The 22,613-nt window shown below is 63.2% G+C and carries 15 protein-coding genes; 7 read left to right on the top strand and 8 right to left on the bottom strand.

Going from position 1 to position 22,613, the window contains the following annotated elements; all coding sequences use genetic code 11:
* Positions 1-13 precede the first annotated feature (13 nt).
* Positions 14-352: a TIGR02300 family protein gene (locus tag HNO79_RS08145; RefSeq protein WP_029329244.1), complete on the bottom strand. Its 339-nt coding sequence runs from the start codon at positions 350-352 to the stop codon at positions 14-16.
* A 178-nt stretch (positions 353-530) separates the two neighbouring features.
* Between HNO79_RS08145 and aroA the strand changes: the two genes are divergently transcribed.
* From aroA to HNO79_RS08120, 5 genes are all read left to right on the top strand, one after another.
* On the top strand, positions 531-1,883 hold the full coding sequence (aroA, locus tag HNO79_RS08140; protein WP_214165164.1) for a 3-phosphoshikimate 1-carboxyvinyltransferase: 1,353 nt from the start codon (positions 531-533) through the stop codon (positions 1,881-1,883).
* A complete protein-coding gene (gene cmk / locus HNO79_RS08135; RefSeq protein ID WP_214165165.1) occupies positions 1,880-2,521 on the top strand; it encodes a (d)CMP kinase in 642 nt (213 codons plus the stop codon). The genes aroA and cmk overlap by 4 nt, the downstream gene beginning before the upstream one ends.
* Before the next feature lie 275 nt (positions 2,522-2,796).
* Entirely contained in the window at positions 2,797-4,512 is a 1,716-nt protein-coding gene (gene rpsA / locus HNO79_RS08130) for a 30S ribosomal protein S1 (protein WP_010513132.1), read from the top strand.
* Between the two features lie 599 nt (positions 4,513-5,111).
* Entirely contained in the window at positions 5,112-9,557 is a 4,446-nt protein-coding gene (gene bcsA, locus HNO79_RS08125; RefSeq protein WP_244987474.1) for a UDP-forming cellulose synthase catalytic subunit, read from the top strand.
* A gap of 15 nt (positions 9,558-9,572) precedes the next feature.
* Positions 9,573-13,355, top strand: a complete 3,783-nt coding sequence (locus HNO79_RS08120; RefSeq protein ID WP_214165167.1) for a cellulose synthase subunit BcsC-related outer membrane protein — start codon at positions 9,573-9,575, stop codon at positions 13,353-13,355.
* 119 nt (positions 13,356-13,474) lie between these two features.
* Here the strand turns inward: HNO79_RS08120 and HNO79_RS08115 are convergent, their stop codons facing one another.
* Together HNO79_RS08115 and HNO79_RS08110 are read right to left on the bottom strand one after the other, a co-directional pair.
* Positions 13,475-13,762, bottom strand: a complete 288-nt coding sequence (locus HNO79_RS08115; protein WP_010513129.1) for a hypothetical protein — start codon at positions 13,760-13,762, stop codon at positions 13,475-13,477.
* 163 nt (positions 13,763-13,925) lie between these two features.
* Positions 13,926-16,550, bottom strand: a complete 2,625-nt coding sequence (locus HNO79_RS08110) for a M16 family metallopeptidase (RefSeq protein WP_244987473.1) — start codon at positions 16,548-16,550, stop codon at positions 13,926-13,928.
* Between the two features lie 156 nt (positions 16,551-16,706).
* On the opposite strand from HNO79_RS08110, the gene HNO79_RS08105 reads away from it, so the two are divergent.
* Together HNO79_RS08105 and HNO79_RS08100 are read left to right on the top strand one after the other, a co-directional pair.
* Complete coding sequence (locus tag HNO79_RS08105) at positions 16,707-17,879, top strand: serine hydrolase domain-containing protein (protein WP_214165168.1); 1,173 nt, start codon at positions 16,707-16,709, stop codon at positions 17,877-17,879.
* Positions 17,880-17,933: 54 nt separating this feature from the next.
* Complete coding sequence (locus tag HNO79_RS08100; RefSeq protein ID WP_039734914.1) at positions 17,934-18,455, top strand: hypothetical protein; 522 nt, start codon at positions 17,934-17,936, stop codon at positions 18,453-18,455.
* A 144-nt stretch (positions 18,456-18,599) separates the two neighbouring features.
* On the opposite strand, the gene HNO79_RS08095 is transcribed toward HNO79_RS08100, so the two are convergent.
* From HNO79_RS08095 to HNO79_RS08075, 5 genes are all read right to left on the bottom strand, one after another.
* Positions 18,600-18,779, bottom strand: coding sequence for a DUF1674 domain-containing protein (locus HNO79_RS08095; protein ID WP_010513124.1), 180 nt, complete (start codon positions 18,777-18,779; stop codon positions 18,600-18,602).
* Positions 18,780-18,850: 71 nt separating this feature from the next.
* Positions 18,851-19,573: a c-type cytochrome biogenesis protein CcmI gene (gene ccmI / locus HNO79_RS08090; protein ID WP_048856427.1), complete on the bottom strand. Its 723-nt coding sequence runs from the start codon at positions 19,571-19,573 to the stop codon at positions 18,851-18,853.
* A gap of 7 nt (positions 19,574-19,580) precedes the next feature.
* Positions 19,581-20,060, bottom strand: coding sequence for a cytochrome c-type biogenesis protein (locus tag HNO79_RS08085; protein WP_010513122.1), 480 nt, complete (start codon positions 20,058-20,060; stop codon positions 19,581-19,583).
* Positions 20,057-20,629, bottom strand: a complete 573-nt coding sequence (locus HNO79_RS08080) for a DsbE family thiol:disulfide interchange protein (RefSeq protein ID WP_039734855.1) — start codon at positions 20,627-20,629, stop codon at positions 20,057-20,059. Before HNO79_RS08080 ends, HNO79_RS08085 begins: the two co-directional genes overlap by 4 nt.
* Positions 20,626-22,605: a heme lyase CcmF/NrfE family subunit gene (locus tag HNO79_RS08075; RefSeq protein ID WP_200409653.1), complete on the bottom strand. Its 1,980-nt coding sequence runs from the start codon at positions 22,603-22,605 to the stop codon at positions 20,626-20,628. The genes HNO79_RS08080 and HNO79_RS08075 overlap by 4 nt, the downstream gene beginning before the upstream one ends.
* Positions 22,606-22,613: the final 8 nt, after the last annotated feature.

Genomic DNA, 22,613 nt, shown 5'->3' with positions numbered 1-22,613 from the left:
GGGCCGGATCAGGTCAGTTGTCGTGGTCGTCCTTGTCGGTCTTCACGTCGATGTCGGCGCTGCTGATGTCGTCGTCATCGTCGTCATCAAGGCCCGCATCGTCGGGCAGGACGGTGTCATCATCATCATCGGCGTCGGTGTCCAGATCGACATCGACGTCGTTCTCAAGCGCGTTATCAGCCGTCTTGGGCTTGGATTCGGGGGCAGCTTCCACCGGGCGACGGACGCGGGGCAGTTCCACGGGCTGTTCAGCGCCGCATTTGGGGCAGACGGCCGGATTCTTGTTCAGATCGTAGAAACGGGCGCTGCAGGAGACACAGACACGTTTGGTGCCGAGGTTGGACTGAGCCATCTTGAACCTGTCGATCCTGTTTTGATTATGAATGAAGCCACGATATCCGGAAGTGGCAAAAGGCGCAGCCCCATGCCAGTTTGTAGGCGGAATGTCAAACACCGGGGCATGCGCCGGTAGGACGATCATGCCGATCTGCGATTGACTTTGCCACCCGGAATACGGAATTGGATGGCGTATGAAAACCGATCATGTCCAATCTTCCGTCCGCGCGCTGACGGTCCATGCCCCGCGCGCGCCCCTTTCCGGTTCGGTCCAGGTTCCGGGTGACAAATCAATCAGCCACCGTTCGCTGATGTTCGCGGCCCTTGCGCGTGGCACGACCCACATCACCGGCCTGCTGGAAGGCGAGGACGTGCTGCGCACCGCGGACGCCATGCGCGCGCTGGGGGCGGACATCACCCGCACAGGCGCGGGAACATGGACGGTTCGGGGCTGCGGTCTGGACGGGCTGCATGAACCGGCGGATGTGCTGGATATGGGCAATTCGGGCACGGCGGCGCGGCTGCTGTCGGGCATTCTGGCCAGCCACGGCTTCACCTCGGTCATGACGGGCGACGCCAGCCTGCGTGGCCGCCCGATGAAGCGGGTGATGGACCCGCTGGCGGCGACGGGTGCCGTGTTCCTGTCGCGTCAGGGCGGGCGTCTGCCACTGGCCATACAGGGAAACGCCAACCCGCCGCCGCTGTCCTACCGCCTGCCGGTGGCGTCAGCGCAGGTGAAGTCGGCCGTGCTGCTGGCGGGGCTGAATGCACAGGGCGAGACCCGGGTGGAAGAACCCGTGGCAACCCGTGACCATACCGAAAACATGCTGCGTCATTTCGGTGCGAGCGTGCATGTCGAACCCATGGGGGCGGGTGGCCGGGTCATTACCCTGCAGGGCAGGCCCGAACTGGTCGCGCGTGATATCGTGGTGCCGGGCGATCCGTCATCGGCGGCTTTTGTGCTGGCGGCGGCCCTGCTGGTGCCGGGGTCGGCAGTCAGCGTGCGTGGCGTGGGGCTGAACCCGCTACGCACCGGACTGTTCACCTCGCTGAAGGAAATGGGCGCCGATCTGGTCATCAGCAACGAACGCGTGGAAGGGGGCGAGCCCGTGGGCGACATCACCGCCACCGCAGGCGCGCTGCATGGCGTGGACGTGCCCGCCACCCGTGCGCCGTCCATGATTGACGAATACCCTGTCCTTGCGGTGGTCGCGGCCCATGCCACGGGGCAGTCGCGCTTTCGCGGGCTGGAGGAACTGCGGGTGAAGGAAAGCGACCGCCTTGCCGCCACGGTCGCCCTGCTGGAAGCCAATGGCGTGAAGGTCGAGGTTGTGGGCGATGACATGATCGTGCATGGCACGGGGGGCGCGATCCCCGGTGGCGGACTGGTCCAAACGCGCATGGATCATCGCCTGGCCATGAGTGCCATCGTCATGGGCCTTGCGGCGGGCAAGCCGGTTTCCGTTGACGATACCGCGTTCATCGATACCAGCTTCCCCGGTTTCATCACGCTCATGAACAGCATCGGCGCCGGGCTTGCGGCATGACCCGGCGGCTGGTCATAGCGGTTGACGGCCCTGCGGCGGCAGGCAAGGGCACCCTTGCGAAGCGGCTGGCGCAGGCGCTCGACCTGCCATATCTCGATACGGGGCTGCTGTATCGCGCGACGGGGCGACGGATGATTGATGCGGGCCATGACCCCGCACAGGGGGCGGCGGAGGAATTTGCCGCCAGTGTCGGGCTGGAGGACCTCAGCCGGACCGACCTGCGCGTGCCCGAGGTCGATCGCGCGGCCAGCCTTGTCGCGGCACAGCCCGCCGTGCGTCGCGTGCTGGTTGACGTGCAACGGCGTTTTGCAGGCGAACATGGTGCGGTTCTGGATGGACGCGATATCGGGACCGTCATTTTCCCCGATGCCTCGGTCAAGCTGTTCATCACGGCTTCCCCGCGCACGCGGGCCACGCGGCGGTGGGAACAGCTTGCGACCGATCCCGCCGCGCCCGACCGCGAGGAACAGATTACCCGTGTCGAGCACGAAATCGCGGCGCGGGACCGGGCCGATTCAGAACGTGCCGTCGCCCCCCTGCGCGCGGCCGAGGACGCCGTGCGCATCGAGACTGATGGCCTGAGCGCGGATGACGTGCTGGCCGAAGCCCTGCGGATCGTGGCGCGCATGACGCGCTAGGACGATTTTATGCGGGAACCCGGTCCCATATCGCGGGTTTTTATTGACATGCGCCGCCCATAGGGTGTCTGTGCTCAACGGTATATGCCCCACGCGCCCGTGTGGCGCGGGGTATGGCGTTTCAATATTGGCCGTCAGGCGCGCCGCGACCGTGTCGTGGCATATCCGCCGGGCAAGCCGTTCCCATATGTCCCGCATGCGCGGGCACGCGGGGGCGCAGGATTGTCCCTGTCCACCCATGCGTGGCACAGGGTTACAGGATTTACGAGTAGCTCATGGCTTCAGCCACAACACAGCCCGTCGCCGACCATAAGGGTGGCGAGGACTTTGCCGCCCTTCTTGAGGAAACCCTTGGTCGCGACTCCGCGTTTGACGGTTCCGTTGTCACCGGTCGCGTCGTCCGCCTGACGGATGAATACGCGATCGTCGATGTCGGCCTGAAAAGCGAAGGGCGCGTCGCCCTGAAAGAATTCGGCCCGCCGGGTGTAACCCCCGATGTCAAGCCGGGTGACGTTATCGAACTGTTTGTCGAGCGGTACGAAGACCGTGACGGGTCCATCGTCCTGTCGCGCGAAAAGGCCCGCCGCGAGGAAGCCTGGTCGAACCTTGAAAAGGCGTTCGAGAACAACCAGCGCGTCAACGGCACCATCTATGGCCGCGTCAAGGGTGGCTTCACCGTTGACCTGGGCGGCGCGATGGCGTTCCTGCCCGGCAGCCAGGTGGACATCCGCCCCGTGCGCGACGTGACCCCGCTGATGGGTGTGCCCCAGCCGTTCCAGATCCTGAAGATGGATCGTGCGCGTGGCAACATCGTCGTGTCGCGTCGTGCGGTTCTGGAAGAAACCCGTGCGGAACAGCGCAGCGAACTGATCCAGGGCCTGAAGGAAGGCATGATCCTCGATGGCGTGGTCAAGAACATCACCGATTACGGTGCGTTCGTGGACCTCGGCGGCGTCGATGGCCTGCTGCATGTGACGGATATCGCATGGAAGCGCATCAACCACCCGTCCGAAGCCCTGCAGATCGGCCAGCCGGTCCGCGTACAGGTCATCCGCTTCAACCCCGACACGCAGCGTATCTCGCTGGGCATGAAGCAGCTTGAAGCTGACCCGTGGGAAAACGTGGCGATCAAGTACCCGCCGGGTGCCCGCTACACCGGCCGCGTCACGAACATCACCGACTACGGTGCATTCGTGGAACTGGAGCCGGGCGTCGAAGGTCTGGTGCACGTGTCCGAAATGTCCTGGACGAAGAAGAACGTCCATCCGGGCAAGATCGTCGCCACTTCGCAGGAAGTCGACGTGATGGTTCTGGATGTGGACAGCGCGAAGCGCCGCATCTCGCTGGGCCTGAAGCAGGTGCAGCGCAACCCGTGGGAGCAGTTCGCCGAGGAACACAAGGTTGGTTCCGTGGTGGAAGGCGAGATCCGCAACATCACCGAATTCGGCCTGTTCATTGGCCTGTCCGCAGACATCGACGGCATGGTTCACATGTCCGACCTGTCCTGGGACGAGCCGGGCGAAGTCGCCATGAGCCACTACGAAAAGGGCCAGGTCGTGAAGGCCAAGGTTCTGGATGTGGACGTGGAGAAGGAACGTATCTCGCTGGGCATCAAGCAGCTGCAGGAAGACCCCGCTGCTGACACGCTGAGTAAGGTGCAGAAGGGCGCGATCGTGACCTGCATCGTCACCGCTGTTCAGTCGAACGGCATCGAGGTGAAGGTTGATGATGTGCTGACCGGCTTCATCCGCCGTGCAGAACTGGCCCGTGACAAGGCCGACCAGCGTCCGGAGCGTTTCGCCGTTGGTGAACGCGTCGATGCGAAGGTCGTGTCGGTTGACCGCGCAGCCCGCAAGCTGGCCCTGACCATCCGTGGCCGTGAGGTCGAGGAAGACAAGCAGGCCATCTCCGACTACGGTTCGTCCGATAGCGGGGCTTCGCTGGGTGACATTCTGGGTGCCGCGATCCGTCGTCGTAACGCCGAGAACTGATACCAGATGGACTGTCTGGCCTGTTGATGCAGGCCGGACGCCATGCCGGAAAGGGGGAGGTGCAGCAATGCATCTCCCCCTTTTTTATGTCAGTTCGAAACTGACGGGAGCGGTCGGCTGTAGCGCCCTGCCGGCCTGTTCCATATGGGGATAATACAGATTTATATTTATTTCATGCGCCGGAATGGCAAGCGGTTGTAATCAAGAAAATACTTTTCTACCCCTGATTGTATCTGAACATATTCAGCCAGGTTATCGATGCGGGGCGACTGCCCGGTCGTACGATGGCATGCGTATGCATCAGGGATATGTATAAGATGCATCCTGATACCAGAGGAAAGAGGATAAAATAGAATATATTAGGAATATTATCCTTCATAATGGGTAGATTCCACAATTATGGCATCAATATTGTCTGTTTTTTTTAAAGATATTGACAAAACAGTGAGGTCAATTAAACGGACAGGACAGATTTCAGATGCCCCCGCTGGAATGAAAAAAAGATAAAAATCAATAATAAAATTAATAAATCTGATTTTATTAGTGAATGATCGGTAATGGTTAATAAAAAATCAGTATACACAGGCCTTCTGGCGCTTGTGTTTGTTGTTTTACTGCTTGTCTCCAGTCTGACGTATCTGCCAACCGACCGGCAGTTATTCGTCGCGATTGGGGGTGTCGTGCTGTTTTTCCTCGTGCGGCGGCATCATGAACGCTGGTCGCGCTGTTTCCTCATGTTCCTGTCCATTTTTGTTTCCACCCGGTATCTGGTGTGGCGTTTTACCTCGACGCTCGATTTTTCCGGTGTGTTGCAGACCATCATGGTCCTGGCGCTTGCGCTGGGGGAAATCTATACGACCATCCGCGTCGGCCTGACCTATTTCCAGCTTGCGTGGCCGCTGCGGCGGACGGTTCATCCCCTGCCGGAGGACACGTCGCACTGGCCGGTGATCGATGTCTATGTCCCGACCTATAACGAGGACCTGTCCATTGTCCGCACCACGGTGCTGGGCTGCCTTGCGCTGGACTGGCCGGCGGACAAGCTGAATGTCTATATTCTTGATGACGGCAGGCGTGCCGCGTTCAGGGATTTCGCGCACCAGTCCGGTGCCGGCTACATCACCCGCATGCACAACAACCATGCGAAGGCCGGCAACCTGAACCATGCGCTGGAGATCACGACGGGCGACCTGATCGCCATTTTCGACTGTGATCACGTGCCGGTCCGCAGCTTCCTGAAAAAGACGATCGGGTGGATGGTGGCGGACCCCAACCTTGCGCTGCTGCAGACGCCCCATCATTTCTATTCGCCCGATCCGTTCCAGCGCAACATGAGCCGTGGGCGCGAAATCCCGCCCGAGACGAACCTGTTCTACGGGCTGCTTCAGGACGGGAACGATTACTGGAACGCGACATTTTTCTGCGGGTCGTGCGCGGTGCTGCGGCGCAAGGCCATCATGTCGATCAACGGGTTCGCTACCGAAACGGTGACCGAGGACGCCCACACCGCCCTGCGCATGCAGCGCCAGGGGTGGGGATCGGCCTATCTGCGTGAACCGATGGCGGCGGGACTGGAGACGGAAACCCTGGGCATGCAGATCGGGCAGCGCATGCGCTGGGCGCGTGGCATGTTCCAGATGCTGCGTATCGACAATCCCCTGACCGGGCCGGGGCTGAAGCTGACACAGCGGATATGCTATTTCGCGGCCGCCACGCATTACCTGTTTTCGGTATCGCGCCTTTTGTTCCTGCTGGCGCCGCTGGGGTACCTGTTTCTGGGCGTGACCATGATCGCGGCGTCACCGTACGAACTCGCGGTCTATGCCCTGCCGCATCTGTTCCATACGACCATGACCATGTCCCGCCTGCAGGGGCGGTGGCGGTATTCATTCTGGAGCGAGCTGTACGAAACCGTGCTGGCGCCCTTTCTGGTGCGCATGACCTTCATTACCCTGATCGCGCCGCACAAGGGCAAGTTCAACGTCACCGACAAGGGCGGCCTGCTGGAACACGGGTATTTCGACTGGCGTGCGGTCTATCCCAACATCATCATCGCCATGGCGCTGATGACGGGGCTGGGCATGGGGGTGTGGTCGGCGTGCGTGCATTATCACGAAACGCTGGTGTTCCGCGCCATGGCCATGAACAGCCTGTGGATCCTGTTCAGCCTGACCATTGTCATGGGTTCGATCGCAGTGGCACGGGAAACCCGGCAGCGGCGCACCTGTCATCGCGTGCAGGCGAAGCTGCCCGTGCATCTGGCTACCGATGATCACCAGCAGTTCGCCTGTCATACCCGTGACGTGTCCATGGGGGGATGCTGTGTCAGCCTGCATGCGGCGGACCGGTTTCCGGTCGGGCATGGCGTGACCGTCAGCTGGACGCTGGCTGGTTGTTCCGCGGCCGTGCGCGCGGTTGTCATCGCGCGGACGGACAGCACCGTGCACCTGAAATGGGCGATAGACGGGCTGGCACAGGAAGAACAGGTCGTGGAACTGGTTTTCGGCCGGGACGATGCCTGGGCGCAATGGTCTGATTTCCCGCCCGACAACCCGGTACGGAGTTTTTATACCGTCCTGCTCAGCATCCTTGCGCTGTTCCTGCCATCCCCCCGGGATGGGGAAACGAAAAAGACCCCGGCATCCACCCCGGGCGTGACGGGCAGGGAAAAGGAAGCCGTCCTGCCCAAGGAACGCCTTGTCATACAGCCGACCCGCCGCCCGCGCGGGGCGGCAACCGGGCTCATGGCGCTGTGCCTGGTACTGGCAACGGGCATGACGGCATGGGCGCAGGTTCCGGCGGCCCCCTCCGCCGTGGCAACTGACGCGGACACCCCTGTTGCGGACAGGGACGCGGATAATGCCGTTGCGGTGTTTGATGATGAACACATGACACAGGCCGACGCGGCGCATGTGTCCCGGACACCGGTAACGGTCAGCCGGACCTTTACCCAGTTGGGCCAGTTCCAGCCGATGCTGCTGCGCGCCATGGCCCCGATATACGGGATGGACGCGGATGTAGGCCGGGACAAGATCATCCGCAGCGCACGGCTCAGCCTGTTCGGCAGCGTCAGTCTGCCGCCGACGACAGGGCAGGCGGCGATTGCCGTCATGCTGAATGACCAGCCTGTGGGTGTTGTCTGCACGCCGGGTAATGGCCGGTTCGGGCCTGTGGACCTGCCGGTCAGTCCGCTGCTGTTCGATACGCGCAACCGCTTCAATTTCCGCCTTGTCGCGCGACAGGGGGCGGGCGCCACCTTCCCGGCCAGCGCATGTGGCCCTGATGCGCAGCCGCCTGCGGATGTGGGCCTGCCCATGAAGGCGACGGGGTTGGAGGTCGTCATTGATCCGGAGTCCACGCTGTCATTTACAACGGTCCAGCTGATGCCGCACCGGCTGCTGTCCGCCCTGCCATATCCGCTGGTGGATCGTGGCATGGCGGGAACAGCTCCCGTGACCTTCGTGCTGAAGCCCACCACCAGCACGCAGGTGCAGGCGGCGGCCGGCATGGTTGCTTCATGGCTGGGCATGAAGCTGCATGACCGGCGTATCCACTTCGCGGTTGCGCCCGCACTGTCCGGGCCGGGCAATGCCATTGCGGTCGGGGTCGGACTGCCGGGGCCGTGGGGGAACATGCCTGCGGGACCGGTCGTGGCTGAAATCCCCAATCCGCATGACGTGTTCGGCACCGTGCTGGTGGTCAGCGGACGCACGGATACGGATGTGGCCACGGCGGCGCGCGCGCTGGTTATGGGCGCGCCACAGCTTCAGGTTGATGGCACGCAGGCTACAGCGCCCGACGTGACGCCCCCTGCGCGCAGGCCGTATGACGCCCCGGGCCTTCTGCCGACGGATCATCCGGTGCGCCTTGGCGACCTGCTGCCTGATACGCAGCTGCACCGGGCCGGGCTTGAGCCCATGGTGGTCGATATTCCGTTTGCCGTGCCGCCCGACCTGCATACATGGCGTTCGAAACCTTTTATCGCGCGCCTGCGGGTCAGGGCGCCGCCCGGCGCGCTGGTGGATCGTCACCATTCCGAGGTGGATGTCATGCTCAACGGCATGTTCCTCCATTCCTATCCGCTGGTTTCATGGTCGCTCAATCCGTTCGGCAGGCATGACGGGCTGGTTGAACATGATGTGGAACTGCCGTCATGGGTGCTGAAGGAACAGAATGTCCTGTCGGTCTATTTTAATGTCCGCGCCCGGAACGGCGGGGGAGAGGGGCCTGCCGTCAGTGAGGTCGGGCTTGATCCGTCCTCGACAATCGACCTGTCGGCATCACGGCATCTGGCGGTCCTGCCCAGTGTGAAGCTGTTCGCCATGTCGGGCTTTCCGTTTTCGCGCATGGCGGATCTGTCGCAGACGACCGTCCTGCTGCCGCCGGACCCGGCACCCGCAACGCAGGGCGCCTTTCTGGACCTCATGGGCTTCCTTGGGGCTGTGGACCAGTATCCGGTCACCGGCCTGCATGTCGATACGACGGACATGCACGCAGGGGGAAAACAGGCCGGGGACCTGCTGGTCATCTCGCCCTTTGACCAGCTTGGCGCGGCGGCGCAGGCGCTGGCGCGGGCCGGTTACCGTACCGGCGGGACATGGAGCGTGAAGGCAGGGCAATGGGTGCGCCATCTGGTCGGGATGGGGGCGGCCAATCCGCCGGGCAGTCTGGATGAAGGGGCGCTGGTCGCAGCGCAGTCGCCATTCGCGCCGCACCACTCGGTCGTGGCGCTGCTGGGTGCGACACCCGATGCGCTGTCGGCCATGGCGAGGGACCTGCGCGACCCGGCCCAGGGCGAACGTTTCCAGGGGGACATGGTGGTACGGCACGGGGCGCGGCTGGATAATTACCGCACCTCCAGCGCCTATACGGAGGGGTACATGCCGGCGTGGATGTGGCCCGACTGGTATCTGGGTGGACATCCGTTCCTTTTGTACCTGCTGGGTGTCATCGGCAGCGTCGCGGGTACGTCCTGCGCCATGTCCGTGCTGCGCGCGCGCAGCCGTAGGCGGGTTCTCAATGATGACCTGACCGGCAATCTGTAACAGAAAAATCGATCAATGCACCCTGACCCATCCGTGCCGTACCGGCAGTTTCTTTCTTCTGGCACCAGCCTTGTGGCGGCGTGCAGGCGCATCATGCTGGCGGGCGCGATTGGCATGCTGGGGACGGCGGGGGCGGCACGGGCCGCTGTGCCTCCGTCAGTCAGCTATGCCGAGGGGATCGTCAACCAGCAGATCGAGGAAGGGTATTTCTGGATCAACCATGACGAGGACACGCACGCCCTGCATGCCCTGCAGCGTGCGTTGCAGATCCAGTCGGACAATATCGAGGCCCTGCTGATGCTGGGTGCGGTACAGGCGCATCAGGGCGACCCCGCAGCCGCGCGCCAGACCCTGCTCAGGCTTGAAAACGCGCATGGGTCCACCGAACAGATCGCGGCCCTGCGGCAGTGGATCGCGCAGCCACCGGTCGACAGGGCAGCCCTTGCGCATGCGCGCGCCACGGCGGACGCCGGGCATGCCACGCAGGCGATGTTCCAGTATCGTGCCCTGTTTCCTCAGCCTTTGCTGCCCCCCGCGCTGGAGGTGGAATATGACCGCGTCCTGTCGGGGGCGCCACTGGGATATGACGATGCCGTTCGGCGGCTGAGAACCCTGCTGTCAATCGGGCCGCACGATATGGAAGCCCGCATCGCCCTGGATCAGTCGCTGGGATACCGGCCCGTTTCCCGCCCTGAAGCACTTGCCGACATGCGTGCGCTTGCAACATCGCCCGATACGTCGTCCCGGATCCGTGATGAAGCGGTTCAGGTATGGCGCAGGACGCTGGACTGGATGGGGGTGGACCCGCAGGCCGCGCCCTATTACCGGGCATGGCTGGACATTCACCCCGATGACACGGTGATCAGCCAGCGCATGCAGCAGATTGAGCGCATGCAGCGGGTCAATACGGGGTTTACGGCGCTGGCGCATAACGATCTGGAGCAGGCGGAAGCCGCGTTTCAGGACTGTGTGGATGAGCCATCCGTCCGCGCTGCCGCGACCGAGGGGCTGGGCCTTGTCGCGCAACGGCGTGGAGACATGACAAAGGCCCGGGCGCTGCTGACGCAGGCCGTGGCGCTGGATCCGGCCAATGTCGAAATCCACAGTGCGCTTGTGGCCCTTGACGCTCCGGAAAATGACCCGGCGCTGCCACAGATGTGGCAACTGGTGTCGCACCGTGAATACGACCGTGCATGGACCCTGCTGCAAGAAATTGAAAAAAGGCACGGCCGGATTGCCGATACCGTTCAGGTCCGTGCCATCATACTGGAAGCGCGGCACGACTGGCCGGCCGCAAAAGTGGCCTGGACGGACCTGTTGCGCCTCTCGCCGGGCAACCCTTCGGCCGAAGCCGGGCTTGCGGGCATCCTGATCCGTGAAGGCAGGCTGGGGGAAGCGGCACGGCAGATCAACAGGCTGCGCGCCGTGCATTACGCGGGCCTGCCCGTGCTGGAGGGACTGCTGCTGCAGGCCCGCGCACAGGCGACAACCGACCCGCGCCTGCGCGCGACCCTGCTGGAACAGGCGTTGCGGCAGTTGCCGGATAACGGCTGGGATCACCTGCATCTGGCCCAGGCGCTGGTGGCGCTGGGCCAGACGGATCGCGCCCAGACATTGATGCAGCATTTCTGTGATACTGCGTCTCGACGCACGGATGCGCTTCAGGCCTGTTTCGCGTTCGCCATGCAGACACATGACATGTCCGGGGCTGCAGCGCTGCTGGCGCATATGCCCCCCGCCGCCATAACCCCCGATATGGCGCGTGGCGTGGCGCTGGTGACATTGTGGAAACGGCTTCAGGCGCTGCCTGCCAATGATGCACAGGCCGTGGCGATGCTGCAGGACATGCCGGTCGCCCCCGATCCCGATGGCATGCGTGGACAGATGGTCGTGGATGCCATGCTGCGCCGCCATGCGTCGAATGCCCAGGCCATGGCGGTGCTGGACCGGGCCATGATGCAGGCGGGCGGTACGCTGGGGGTGGATCAGGCGCTGGCGTGTGGCGGAACGTTCGTGCAACTGGGTGATCCTTCTGCCGCGCAGCGTGTCATGGACCGACTGGATGCAGAAGGTCTGGATCTGACACCGCAGCAGCGTGACGCCCGCAAGCAGATACGAGAAAGCATTGTCGTTGCCCGTGCGGACCAGTACGACGTGGCCGGCCAGCCCGACCTGGCTGAAAAGGTCATTGATCCGTTACTGGCGCAGGACCCGGATTCCGTGGCGCTTCTGCTGGCGCGGGGACGGGTGGAAAATGTCCGTCACCATTCGCGGCAGGCGCTGGATTTCGACATGCGGGCCCTGCATCTGCAGCCGGATGACAGGGTGGTGCAGGCCACCGTTGCCCGCGACGCACTGGCCGTGGGGCAGGATCATGTCGCGCGTGACATGGCCGCATCCCTTATGGATCATCACCCGAAATGGGGTGATACGTGGGAAATCCAGGCGGAACTGGACGGTCATGCCGGGCGGGAACGGCGGCAGCTGGGTGACCTGCGCCATGCCCGCATGCTGGACTGCGCAACCTCCGCCTCGCTGGAGGAACAGATGAATTCCGCCATGCGCCTTGACCCCGGCTGTGCGGAGGGACGCACGCGCGCACGTGATGAACGGCCCGATGCCAGCCTTCCCTTTGTTGTCGGGTCCGGCGTGACCATGCCCGAAACCTATACCTATGATCCGCGACTGACACCGGTGCAGACACTGGACCGGCAGGCAGGCTACCTGTCCCGCGCCCTTGCGCCACAGGCGGATGGCAATGTCGAGATCCGCGACCGTTCCGGGCAGAGCGGGCTGGGTCACCTGACATCGATCAATATTCCGATGACGGCCACGATCCCGTTATCGTCCACCCGCCAGACGGTATCCTTTTCCATCATGCCCAGCGTGCTGCTGTCGGGTAATGCGCTGGCGCAGCCAGCCAACGCGCAGCAATATGGAACGGTGGCGGCGAATGGCGTGCGGCCCGGTTTCCATATGCCCGGCGCCGTTGGGGGTGTCGCGGTGGGGGTGCGCTACAAATATGACTGGGTGACGGCGGACGTCGGCTCGACCCCGCTGGGCTTTACCACGTCAAACGTGGTGGGCGGGATCGAACTGGCTCCGCAACTGACGCGTAACCTGACCCTGCGCGTGACGGGGGAACGGCGCGCCGTGATCGACAGCCTGCTGTCCTATGCCGGGGCGCGTGATCCGGGCACGGGACAGGTCTGGGGTGGTGTGACCCGCAACCGGGGGCATGGCCAGCTGGAATGGGGCACGCAGGCCTATAATGTCTATGCCGGTGGCGGCTATGCCGTCATGAAGGGAACCAACACGGTCGCCAACCATGAAGCGGAAGCCGGGGCAGGCGGATCGGCGCAGATATGGAAGGGGCGCGATACCCAGCACCTGCGGCTCGGGCTTGATCTGGTCTATTTCGGTTACAAGCGAAACACGTATTATTTCACGTGGGGACAGGGGGGATACTTCTCCCCCCGCGCCTTCATGGCGGCGCTGGTGCCGGTGACTTATGACGGACATTCCGGCCGGTGGTCATGGATGTTCAGGGGGGAAGCAGGCTACCAGCATTATACGCAGGACCCGACCGCGATCTTTCCGCTGGGGGGACGTGGTGTTCAGGGGCACCAGACCTATGCCGGGCTGTCGACTGGCGGTCTGGCGGGGAACGTACAGGCGCGCATGATCTACCAGTTGACACCCGGATGGCGCATGGGACTGGAGGGGGGATATTCCCGCTCCGGAAGCTGGGATGAAGTGCATGGGATCTTCATGATCCATTACGCCCCGTCCCATTAGGGGACTGTCTGAAGGGTCTGTCTGCAAAACGTCCTGCACATATTCCGGACGTTTTCAGCGGACCCTTTATTGTTTTCCGTCAGCATCGCAACGGGTGACATATCCGTCTGTCAGGCAGGTCAACGCAGGCCGTATTCCTGATAGGAGGCCTTGTCGGACAGGTGCATGATGTGACGGACAAACTGTTTGTCCGTCATGTCTTTCAGTTCATTGTCTTTGACATAAAAATCGCCACACGATGTCCGTGCCTGCCGTGATGGCCTGATCCCGAACATGGTCAGGATGTGTTTTACGGTCACACGGAAGATATGCCATTCGTCTTTTTGCGAAACATAGGAAATATAGAACCGATGCGAAATGGATAACCATGTGCCAACGACTTCATCCTGCGTTGCGGGGGTATCCATGACTGAAAATTCCTTTTGAAACCGGTTTTATTCTGTCTTGAAATAAAATTTCAGCAAACTGTAACAAGAGGTCATCTACGTCGAATTTATCCTATCTGGTTCATAACCTGAAGATCGGGGCAGGCCAACCCGCCCCGTCCATGTTTTGGGCCGGTTCGTGGCATTATGGCGCGTCAGGCGGTCCCTTGATGATTTCAGCCAGGTCGGCGGGACGTATCCATTTGCGAAATGCGTCGCGTATCGCGATGGCATCCAGCGTGTAATAGGCCCGGGCCGCAATGTCGTTCTGGTCCAGTGGCAGGCCAAGATCACTGAAATGCAGGTAAGTTGCCGCAATGGTGTCCAGGCTGGCGGATTGCAGGGCCAGCCCGCGCAGCATGCCCGCGCGCGCCATGGCCAGCTCATCTTCACTGACGGGCTGTTCCTGCATGGCGGTAATGTCATGGATGGCGGCATTGCGCGCCGCCGCGACCTTGTCAGGGTCCGCGCCAAAGGAAATGCTGTAGGCGCTGCGGTGGCGTTTCCATGTCAGATGGCTGCGTACGGTATAGACATAGCCGCTGCGCACCCGCAGGTCGCGATACAGGCGCGATGAAAAGCCGGACCCAAGGATTTCATTACCAAGGTTGAGCGCGAAATGGTCAGGATCGGACACGTTCAGCGACAGGCTTTCTGGCAGCGAGACAGTAGCCTGCGTGCTGGACGGGTCGGGCACCTTCATCACGCTGGTATGGCTGTCGGGCCGGGGGGGCAGGTCAACCACGGGTGTCGGGCCACTGGCCCGCCATGCGCCGAATGTGCGCGAGACCGCGCGGTAGGCGGCAGCGGGCGTAATATCGCCGGTAATGACGATGGTGGTCAGGTCCGGCCTGTAGGCCGCTTTCCAGAAGGCACGGCAGTCCGCCAGCGTCAGTTTCATCACCCCTTCCGGCCGCGCCTGCCGCAATGACGGGTCGCCCGCAGGGGATACCGCGCCCTGCATGGCGCGCTGGAACAGGTATTCGGGTGAATGCAGCAGGCCGGACAGGGATGCCGCCGTATTGCCGCGCACGACCCTGAACCCCTGTTCGGGCAGGGCGGGATGCAGTTCATTTTCCGCCAGCAGGTCCAGCCCCCGGTCAAAGTCAGGCGTCAGCACGTTCAGGCTGAAATCGGATCCGGCACTTTCGGTCGCGGCAATATCGTCCAGCGCCTTCTGCAGTCCGACGCGGTCGTGCGTCGTGCTGCCATAACGGAACAGTTCATCCGTAATGTCGGCAATGCCTTCCTTGCCGGGTGGTTCCTGCATGTCCTCGTTCTGGCGGATGGTGCCATACACGTTGATGGTATGGCTGACGGATGCCGGACGCACGATCAGGTGCAGGCCATTGGGCAGGGTGTACTGCGCTGGCTGGACCGATGTTTCGGGCGGGCGCAGGGCCAGCAGGCTGTCATTGGCCCAGCGGGGCAGGGTGACGGGATGGTCCGGTGTGCTGGCGAAAGATTCCGCGCCGCCAAATCCCTTGTCCGCGACAGGATGGCCGCCATCGCGCGGGGTCAGGATGGCGGTAATGGCCTGTTGCGGGTCCAGCACCTCACGCGCAAGGCGGTTGACGTCTTCGGGTGTGACGGCGGCAAAGGCGGCAGCTTCATCATCGGGCGACTGCAGGCCCATTATGGCCTGTGCCTCCGACCAGCTTTCCGCAAGGCCGGAAATGCTGTTGGCGGCAAAGCCCAGCTGCGCCAGTTCCTTGCGTCTGGCTGCATCGACCAGATCTGATGGCACACCGTTTTCACGCAAGGTACGCAGGATGTCGCGCATGCGCGCCTCCAGCGGGGCGGGGCTGGTCCCCTTGGGGAAGGCTGCGATCGCAATACCAATGCCGGCATCCGCCTTGGTCACGAAATCGAAGCTCGACAGCAGCGCACGCCCCTGTGGCACCAGGTCGTACAACGCGCCACGCTGGCTGCACAACACGTCGGACAGGATGCGTGCGGTGGCATAATCATGGCTGCTCTGGCCCGGCATGCGACTGGCGATGGCCACAAGGCCTACCGGGTAATCGGTCGGGAACTGCAGGGTCTGCGCATGAACGGGACCCGGGTGGATTTCCGGACGGGCCGGCAGCCTGCGCGCGGGGATCGCGCCAAAGGTTTCGCGCACCATCGCCAGCGTGCGCGCGGGATCCACGTCACCTGCAATGACAAGGATGGCGTTGTTGGGCGCGTACCACTGCCGGTAAAAGCGGCGCAACAGGGCCGTATCCGTCCTGTCAAAGGATGGACGGCTGCCCAGCGCGTCATGCTCATAGGGCGTACCGGCGAACAGGATGGACTGCAGCCGCGACAGATAGACATAGCCGGGGCTGGACAGATCGCGGGAGACTTCCTGCTCGATCGCGCCGCGTTCGTGCGTCCAGTCATCGGCTGCAAGGGTCAGGCCATTCATGCGCAGGGCTTCGATACGCAGCAGGACATCAAGGTTGTCCACAGGTGCGGTATAAAAGAACTGCGTTACGTTTTCCGTGGTATCCGCATTGTAATCACCCCCCAGTCGCGCGCCGATGGCCGCCATCTGGTCACGGTCCAGCCCCTTGCTGCCACGGAACATCATGTGTTCCAATGCATGCGCAGTGCCGGGAAAGCCCGCGGGTGCAGCAGCGGACCCCACCAGATAGTTGATTTCGGTGCTGACAACCGGGGCCAGCCGGTCGGGCACGATTACCACGCGCAGTCCGTTGGGCAGGGTGGCCTGCAACGGCGTTTCAGGCTGGACGGTGGCGGAAGCGGGGGACACCGCGCGGGCCATGGACGGTACCAGGCAACTGCCACATAACAGGAGGGAGAGGCATAATGTTTTGGAAAACAGGCGTGCTATCATATCTCCAGACTACGCTGCTTTGGTCATGGCGACCAGTTCATGCGGCCCCTGCCTGTCATAACCCTCCCTTATAAGGATCGAACCATGTCCCATGTCTCGGTGGATAAGGCCCATATGCGCGAACGTATCCGTCAGGTCATGGATGCAGCTGTTGAGACGTCCCGTCTGGTCGGTGCCGTGGTCATGGTGGCGGTGGATGGAGAGGTCGTGGTGGCGGAAGCCGCGGGTCAGGCCGACCGGGAAGGCGGCCTGCCGATGCAGGTCGATACCCTGTTCCGCCTTGCATCCCTGACCAAGCCGGTGGTGACCGCCGTCGCCCTGGCCATGGCGGAGGAAGGGCTGCTGGACCTGCATGCCGCCGTTACGCGGTACCTGCCGCATTTCCGTCCCGCCATGCCCGATGGGCGTGCGTGCGAAATCACGCTGCACCAGTTGCTGACCCATACCAGTGGTCTGAGCTATGGATTTTCGTTTCCGCGTGATGACAATCCCTATACCCGCGTGGGTGTATCTGACGGCATTGCGGAACCGGGACTGTCGCTGGCGGACAATCTGGCCCGACTGGCGTCAACGCGGCTGATCTTCGCGCCGGGGCAGGGATGGGCCTATTCGCTGGGACTGGATGTGATGGGCGGGGTGATTGAAAAGGCATGCGGCCTGTCGTTGCCTGCAGCGGTGCGGCGGTATGTCGGCACGCCGCTGGGGTGGCGGGATAGCGGTTTCATGCTGACGCCATTGCAGTCCCCTGCCACCTGTTATGCCGATGCCCGGCCGGTTCCAATCCGCATGGGGGCGGAATATGCCCTGCCGCGCCTGCTGCCTGGCGGCGGGGTGGGGGAAATCCGCTTCGCCCCCGACCGCATCCCCAATCCCGCGTCCTATCCATCCGGCGGCGCGGGCATGGTAGGGACGGCTGCGGAGTTCCTCGCATTCCTCGAAGCGGTGCGCATTGGTGGTGAAGGGATGCTGTCCCCCGCGTCCGCCATGCTGTTTGGCAGGAACGCGATTGGCGATATTGATATGGGGCCACTGGCGAGGGGACGGCGCTTCGGTTATGGGGCGGCGATCATAGCGGACCCGGCGGTGGCGCGTACGCCCCTCAGCCCCGGCAGTTTTACATGGGGGGGCGTGTACGGGCATCAATGGGTGGTGGATCGTGCGCGTGGCATGAGCATCGTCATGCTCAGCAATACCGCGGTGGCCGGAATGGCGGGGGTATATCCCGATGCGGTGGTCACTGCCGCCTGTGGCGCGTGATGGAACGGCGGATGCGCCTGCGCCACGATCGATATGAGGATACTGGGAACTGTCATGTCATTTGGTAATCGCGTCAACCAGTTTGACGCCTGGCTGCTGGACCGGGTTTTCCAGCCTTTTGCCGATGCCCTGCCTGAACGCCTGACGGCCATGGAAATGGGCATGAGCTTTCAGGTCGGGTCCATCGTGCTGTCGGCTGCGTCCATTTCCGCCCTGCTGGTGCTGGAGGGCATGACGCTGGATAACCTGATTACAAACGTGCTCGGCTGGTTTTTCGAGGTGATTTTCTATATCGGCATCCACCGCATGCGCAGGCTGGTAAAACCGGGATACCAGAATCCGCTGCGCGTCATGCTGGCGGGCATGCGGCCCATTTCCATTCCGTTCGCGGCCTATGCCTTCTATCAGGCCGTTACGGCGGACCGGGCATATGAACTGGCGCTGTGGTTCAATTCCCTGTCGCAGCTTGTGTTCGTTGCGGGGATCTACCTGATTTCATGTAACGTGCCGCCGCCGGGGCACCGCGCGCGACAGACGTCCTTCGGTCGTGGTCCGCTGCCAAACGAAATCGGCTGATCGCCACGCCGGGAATGGATCAGGGACTGTAAGAAGTTTCTGGTGAAGCTTTTTTCAAAAAGCTTCGAAGAACGCTGCCCTTTTGAAAAAGGCGACCACCAGAAACTTTTCATTTTTATCGGTGGAGTATTTTGAGATGCTTTCTCAGAAATCCACGCACCGTCCCTTGACCGTCCAGTCACCATAACGGGTCGGTTCAGGCCCCTTGGGGCCACCGACTTCATCCGCCTCGGCAGGCTGTTTCAGTAGCGCGGCTTCCTTGGCCGCTTCGTCCTGCGCCGTATCGGCGACAGGGGCGGGGGAGGGGGTGTTGTCCTTGCTCATGACATCAGTTTCCGCCCAACGCCATGAAACTGGCAAGCCCAAAACGCCCGGACGGATGCCGGGATAGCGCGTTATTGATGTTCGGACTGCGCAATCCGCTGCTGCACCGTCATGCGCCACGGTGCATCGGGCGGTGCCGCATCCAGCGCGCGGCGGTACAGGTCCGCCGTCTCGGGCGAGATATGGCCGCCATCGGCCATCATCTGCGCTTCTGCCGCGCGGGCGGCGACTTCGGGGTCGAAACGCTGCTCTATGGCGCTGCGCCATGCCTGCGCCGCAGCGGCATAGTGGTCACGCCCGGCTTCGGCCTGGCCCAGCAGCACGTAGCCCTGGAACAGGCTGGGGTCACCGGCGGGGATCTGTTTCAGCTGGTCGCGCAGGCGGTCGATGATCGCGTCATTGCGGTGGTCTTCATGCTGCAGGGCCACAAGGCGTGGGGCCAGCGGCTGGGCCGGAAGCGACGGATGCCCGACCGTCAGATACAGCCCGACGGCGGCAACCGGCAGCGCGATCAGCGCTGCGGTAATGCCCCCGGTGGACGCCCCCTGACCCGCGACGAAGGCAGGCAGCATGTCCGTGCCCAGCAGGCGGCGCTGGATTTCCAGCCGCGCGCTGTCATGTTCGGAGGGCGCGATCATGCCCTCGACCAGATCGCGTTCCAGTTCCGCAAGCTGCGCCTGATGCAGGACAAGCGCCGTCTCGCGTTCATCACGCAGCAGGGTGGTGCGACGGAACGAGATCAGCGCGGGCAGCAGTGCGATCACGCCAAGCAGGCAGATACCAATCCAGATCATGTGACTCTCAGCGTGTTTCGGTCAGGTCGGACAGACGGCGGCGTTCCTCGTCCGTCAGGGGCGTGGGCGTCACCGTGCGGGGCCTGCGGAATGTCCACCACGCCACGCCGATGCCAATGCACAGGGCCAGAAGCGGCATGATCCACAGCAGCAGCGTGCCAACGGTCAGCGGTGGCCTGAGGCGGATAAAGTTGCCATAGCGATTGACCATCCAGTCCATGATCTGCCGGTTGCTTTCGCCCCTGGCCACGTGTTCACGCACGACATGGCGCAGGTCACGGGCCAGGTCGGCGCTGCTGTCCTCGATCGACTCGTTCTGGCACACAAGGCAGCGCAACTGTGACCCGATGGCCTCGGCGCGCTGTTCCTGCGCCGGGTCGGGCAGCATTTCCGACGGGTCGTCCACCGCCATGGCTACAAGCGGGGCGGACAGCAGGCAGACCAGCAGGGCGATCACGCCCCCATGGCGCAGGGAATGTGTCTTCATGGCTTCAGGCTGTCCGCCAGCGGCATGATCGTACTGGTAATCATGGTTTCGGTAATGGGTGAGGCCGTATGCCAGCGGATCACGCCGCCCGGGCCGATCAGGAAGGTTTCCGGCACGCCGGACACGCCCCAGTCAATTGCCGCCAGCCCGTCACGGTCGGCGGCAATACGGGCATAGGGATTCCCCGCGCGCTGCACGAAGCCCAGCGCGTGCTCGGGCTTGTCCTTGTAGGCAATGCCCCATATCGGCAGCCGTTCCTTCAGCGCGTTCAGCACCGGCATTTCGGCAACGCATGGAATGCACCATGACGCAAAATAGTTCACCAGAACCGGGGATTTCAGCGCACGCAGGTCCTGCGCGGAAAAGCCCTGTCCCGGTGCCTGGTCCGGCAGGGCGAAATCCGGCACCGGGCGGTTCAGCGCCGGGGCATGGATGTCATGCGGGTCGAACGATCCCTTTGTCATGCCCGACAGCATGCGCCAGAATCCCACGCCCACCCCGCCGGCGACAACCAGCGGAGCCGCCATCAGCAGGCGGCGACGGGTGGGGGAAGACGGCTGGCCGCTCATTGCACCACCACCACGTCAACGGTTTTCGCCCGGCGTGGCGCACCGACGCGTACGCGCCGGTCGGACAGCGACAGTGCCCCGCCAAAGGCCATGATCAGCCCGCCCAGCCACATCCACGGTGCCAGCGGGTTGTAATGCAGGCGCAGCACGTAGGTCGGGTTGGCGTCATCCCCATGTTTGTCGCCCAGCACGCCATAGATGTCGGCCATCAGGTTGGTATGGATCGCGACTTCCGTCGTGGTCTGGTGCTGGCTGGCGAATGTGCGCTTGGAGGGGTGAAGCGTGGTGACCAGCCGGCCATTGTGGCGGACCTCGATGGTGGCGACCAGCGCGCTGTAGTTCGGGCCTTCCGCCGGATGCACGTCGGTCAGGGTCCAGCTGTCACCGGCCAGCATCTCGCTCTCGCCTACATGCACTTCCACAATGCGGTGGGCCGCCTGCGACATGCCGGCAATGCCCAGCACCACGATGCCAACGCCCGCATGGGCCAGTGCCGCGCCGAACACTGCGCGCGGCAGGCTGCGGGCGCGCTGCCAGCTCTGCCCCAGCGGCTGGCGAAACAGGCGCAGTCGCTCGGCAATATCGGCGATGCTGGAACAGATCACCCACACGGCGGTTGCGGTCGCCAGCACCGGCAGGATGTCACGCATGCGGAAGGTCGCGACAACCAGCGCCACCAGCGCAACGCAGGCCGCCCACCACAGGCGGCGCAGCACCGGCCACATCTGTGCCCGCTTCCACGGCACCATCGGGCCAAACCCCATGAACACCATGAGCGGTATGGCCAGCGGAATGGTGGTGGCGTCAAAGAACGGCTTGCCAACCGAAATCGTCTTGCCGAACAGCAGCGACATGAAGGGCGGGTACATCGTGCCCGTCAGCACCACCGCGCAGATCGAACACAGCAGGATGTTGTTCAGGACCAGCAGCCCCTCACGCGATACGGGCGAAAACAGCCCCCCCGTGGTCAGTTGCGGCGCGCGGATGGCGAACAGCAGCAGCGACCCGCCAATGACAAGTGCGAGCAGGCCAAGGATGAACACGCCACGCGCCGGGTCATTGGCGAAGGCATGCACGGAATTGAGGATGCCCGACCGCACAAGGAACGTGCCGGACAGCGAGAACGAGAACGTGCCAATGGCCAGCAGGACGGTCCAGATCTTCAGCGCCTCACGCTTTTCCACCACAATGGCGGAATGAACCAGCGCGGTGCCCGTCAGCCACGGGATCAGCGAGGCGTTCTCCACCGGGTCCCAGAACCAGTATCCACCCCAGCCCAGCACGTAGTAAGACCACCACGACCCCATGGCGATGCCGCAGGTCAGGAAGCACCATGCTGCCACCGCCCATGGGCGTACCCACCGCCCCCATGCCGCATCCACCCGGCCCTCGATCAGGGCGGCGATGGCGAATGCGAACGGTACGGCAAAGCCGACATAACCAGTGTAGAGAATGGGCGGATGGAACGCGAGGCCGGGGTCCTGCAGCAGCGGGTTCATGCCCTGTCCATCCAGCGGCGCAGGCCATACGCGCGCGAACGGGTTGGACGTGGTCAGGCAGAACAGTTCAAAGCCCGCCGCGACCCCACCCAGCACCGCGATCACGCGCGCCTGCAGTGCGGATGGCAGGTTGCGGCCGAACAGTGCTACGGCGCCACCGCAGATCGACAGGATCATCGCCCACAGCAGGACCGATCCCTCATGATTGCCCCATACGCCGGTGATCTTGTACAGCAGCGGCTTGCTGACCGCGCTGTTGGCGGCCACGTTCTGCACCGAAAAGTCATTTGTGATGGCTGCGTGGATCAAGCACGCAAAGGAGGTGATCAGCGCGATCATCTGCCCCACCGCCAGCGCAGGCGCCAGCGCCATCAGGCGCGCATCACGCCGGTTGGCCCCGATCAGGGGCAGGATGGCCTGTCCGGCGGCCATGCAGCATGCCAGCGCCAGTGCAAAATTTCCAAGTTCCGGGTTCATTGCGGATG

This window comes from Komagataeibacter oboediens, assembly GCF_018491655.1.
In the GTDB taxonomy this organism is placed as follows: Bacteria; Pseudomonadota; Alphaproteobacteria; order Acetobacterales; family Acetobacteraceae; genus Komagataeibacter; species Komagataeibacter oboediens.
This window is presented reverse-complemented; position numbering and strand designations above follow the sequence as displayed.

Excerpts from the sequence above, each read along its gene's own strand:
- HNO79_RS08145 (WP_029329244.1), bottom strand. The coding sequence starts at position 352 with ATGGCTCAGTCCAACCTCGGCACCAAACGTGTCTGTGTCTCCTGCAGC.
- aroA (WP_214165164.1), top strand. The coding sequence starts at position 531 with ATGAAAACCGATCATGTCCAATCTTCCGTCCGCGCGCTGACGGTCCAT.
- cmk (WP_214165165.1), top strand. The coding sequence starts at position 1,880 with ATGACCCGGCGGCTGGTCATAGCGGTTGACGGCCCTGCGGCGGCAGGC.
- rpsA (WP_010513132.1), top strand. The coding sequence starts at position 2,797 with ATGGCTTCAGCCACAACACAGCCCGTCGCCGACCATAAGGGTGGCGAG.
- HNO79_RS08120 (WP_214165167.1), top strand. The coding sequence starts at position 9,573 with ATGCACCCTGACCCATCCGTGCCGTACCGGCAGTTTCTTTCTTCTGGC.
- HNO79_RS08115 (WP_010513129.1), bottom strand. The coding sequence starts at position 13,762 with ATGGATACCCCCGCAACGCAGGATGAAGTCGTTGGCACATGGTTATCC.
- HNO79_RS08110 (WP_244987473.1), bottom strand. The coding sequence starts at position 16,550 with ATGGCCCGCGCGGTGTCCCCCGCTTCCGCCACCGTCCAGCCTGAAACG.
- HNO79_RS08105 (WP_214165168.1), top strand. The coding sequence starts at position 16,707 with ATGTCCCATGTCTCGGTGGATAAGGCCCATATGCGCGAACGTATCCGT.
- HNO79_RS08100 (WP_039734914.1), top strand. The coding sequence starts at position 17,934 with ATGTCATTTGGTAATCGCGTCAACCAGTTTGACGCCTGGCTGCTGGAC.
- HNO79_RS08095 (WP_010513124.1), bottom strand. The coding sequence starts at position 18,779 with ATGAGCAAGGACAACACCCCCTCCCCCGCCCCTGTCGCCGATACGGCG.
- ccmI (WP_048856427.1), bottom strand. The coding sequence starts at position 19,573 with ATGATCTGGATTGGTATCTGCCTGCTTGGCGTGATCGCACTGCTGCCC.
- HNO79_RS08085 (WP_010513122.1), bottom strand. The coding sequence starts at position 20,060 with ATGAAGACACATTCCCTGCGCCATGGGGGCGTGATCGCCCTGCTGGTC.
- HNO79_RS08080 (WP_039734855.1), bottom strand. The coding sequence starts at position 20,629 with ATGAGCGGCCAGCCGTCTTCCCCCACCCGTCGCCGCCTGCTGATGGCG.
- HNO79_RS08075 (WP_200409653.1), bottom strand. The coding sequence starts at position 22,605 with ATGAACCCGGAACTTGGAAATTTTGCACTGGCGCTGGCATGCTGCATG.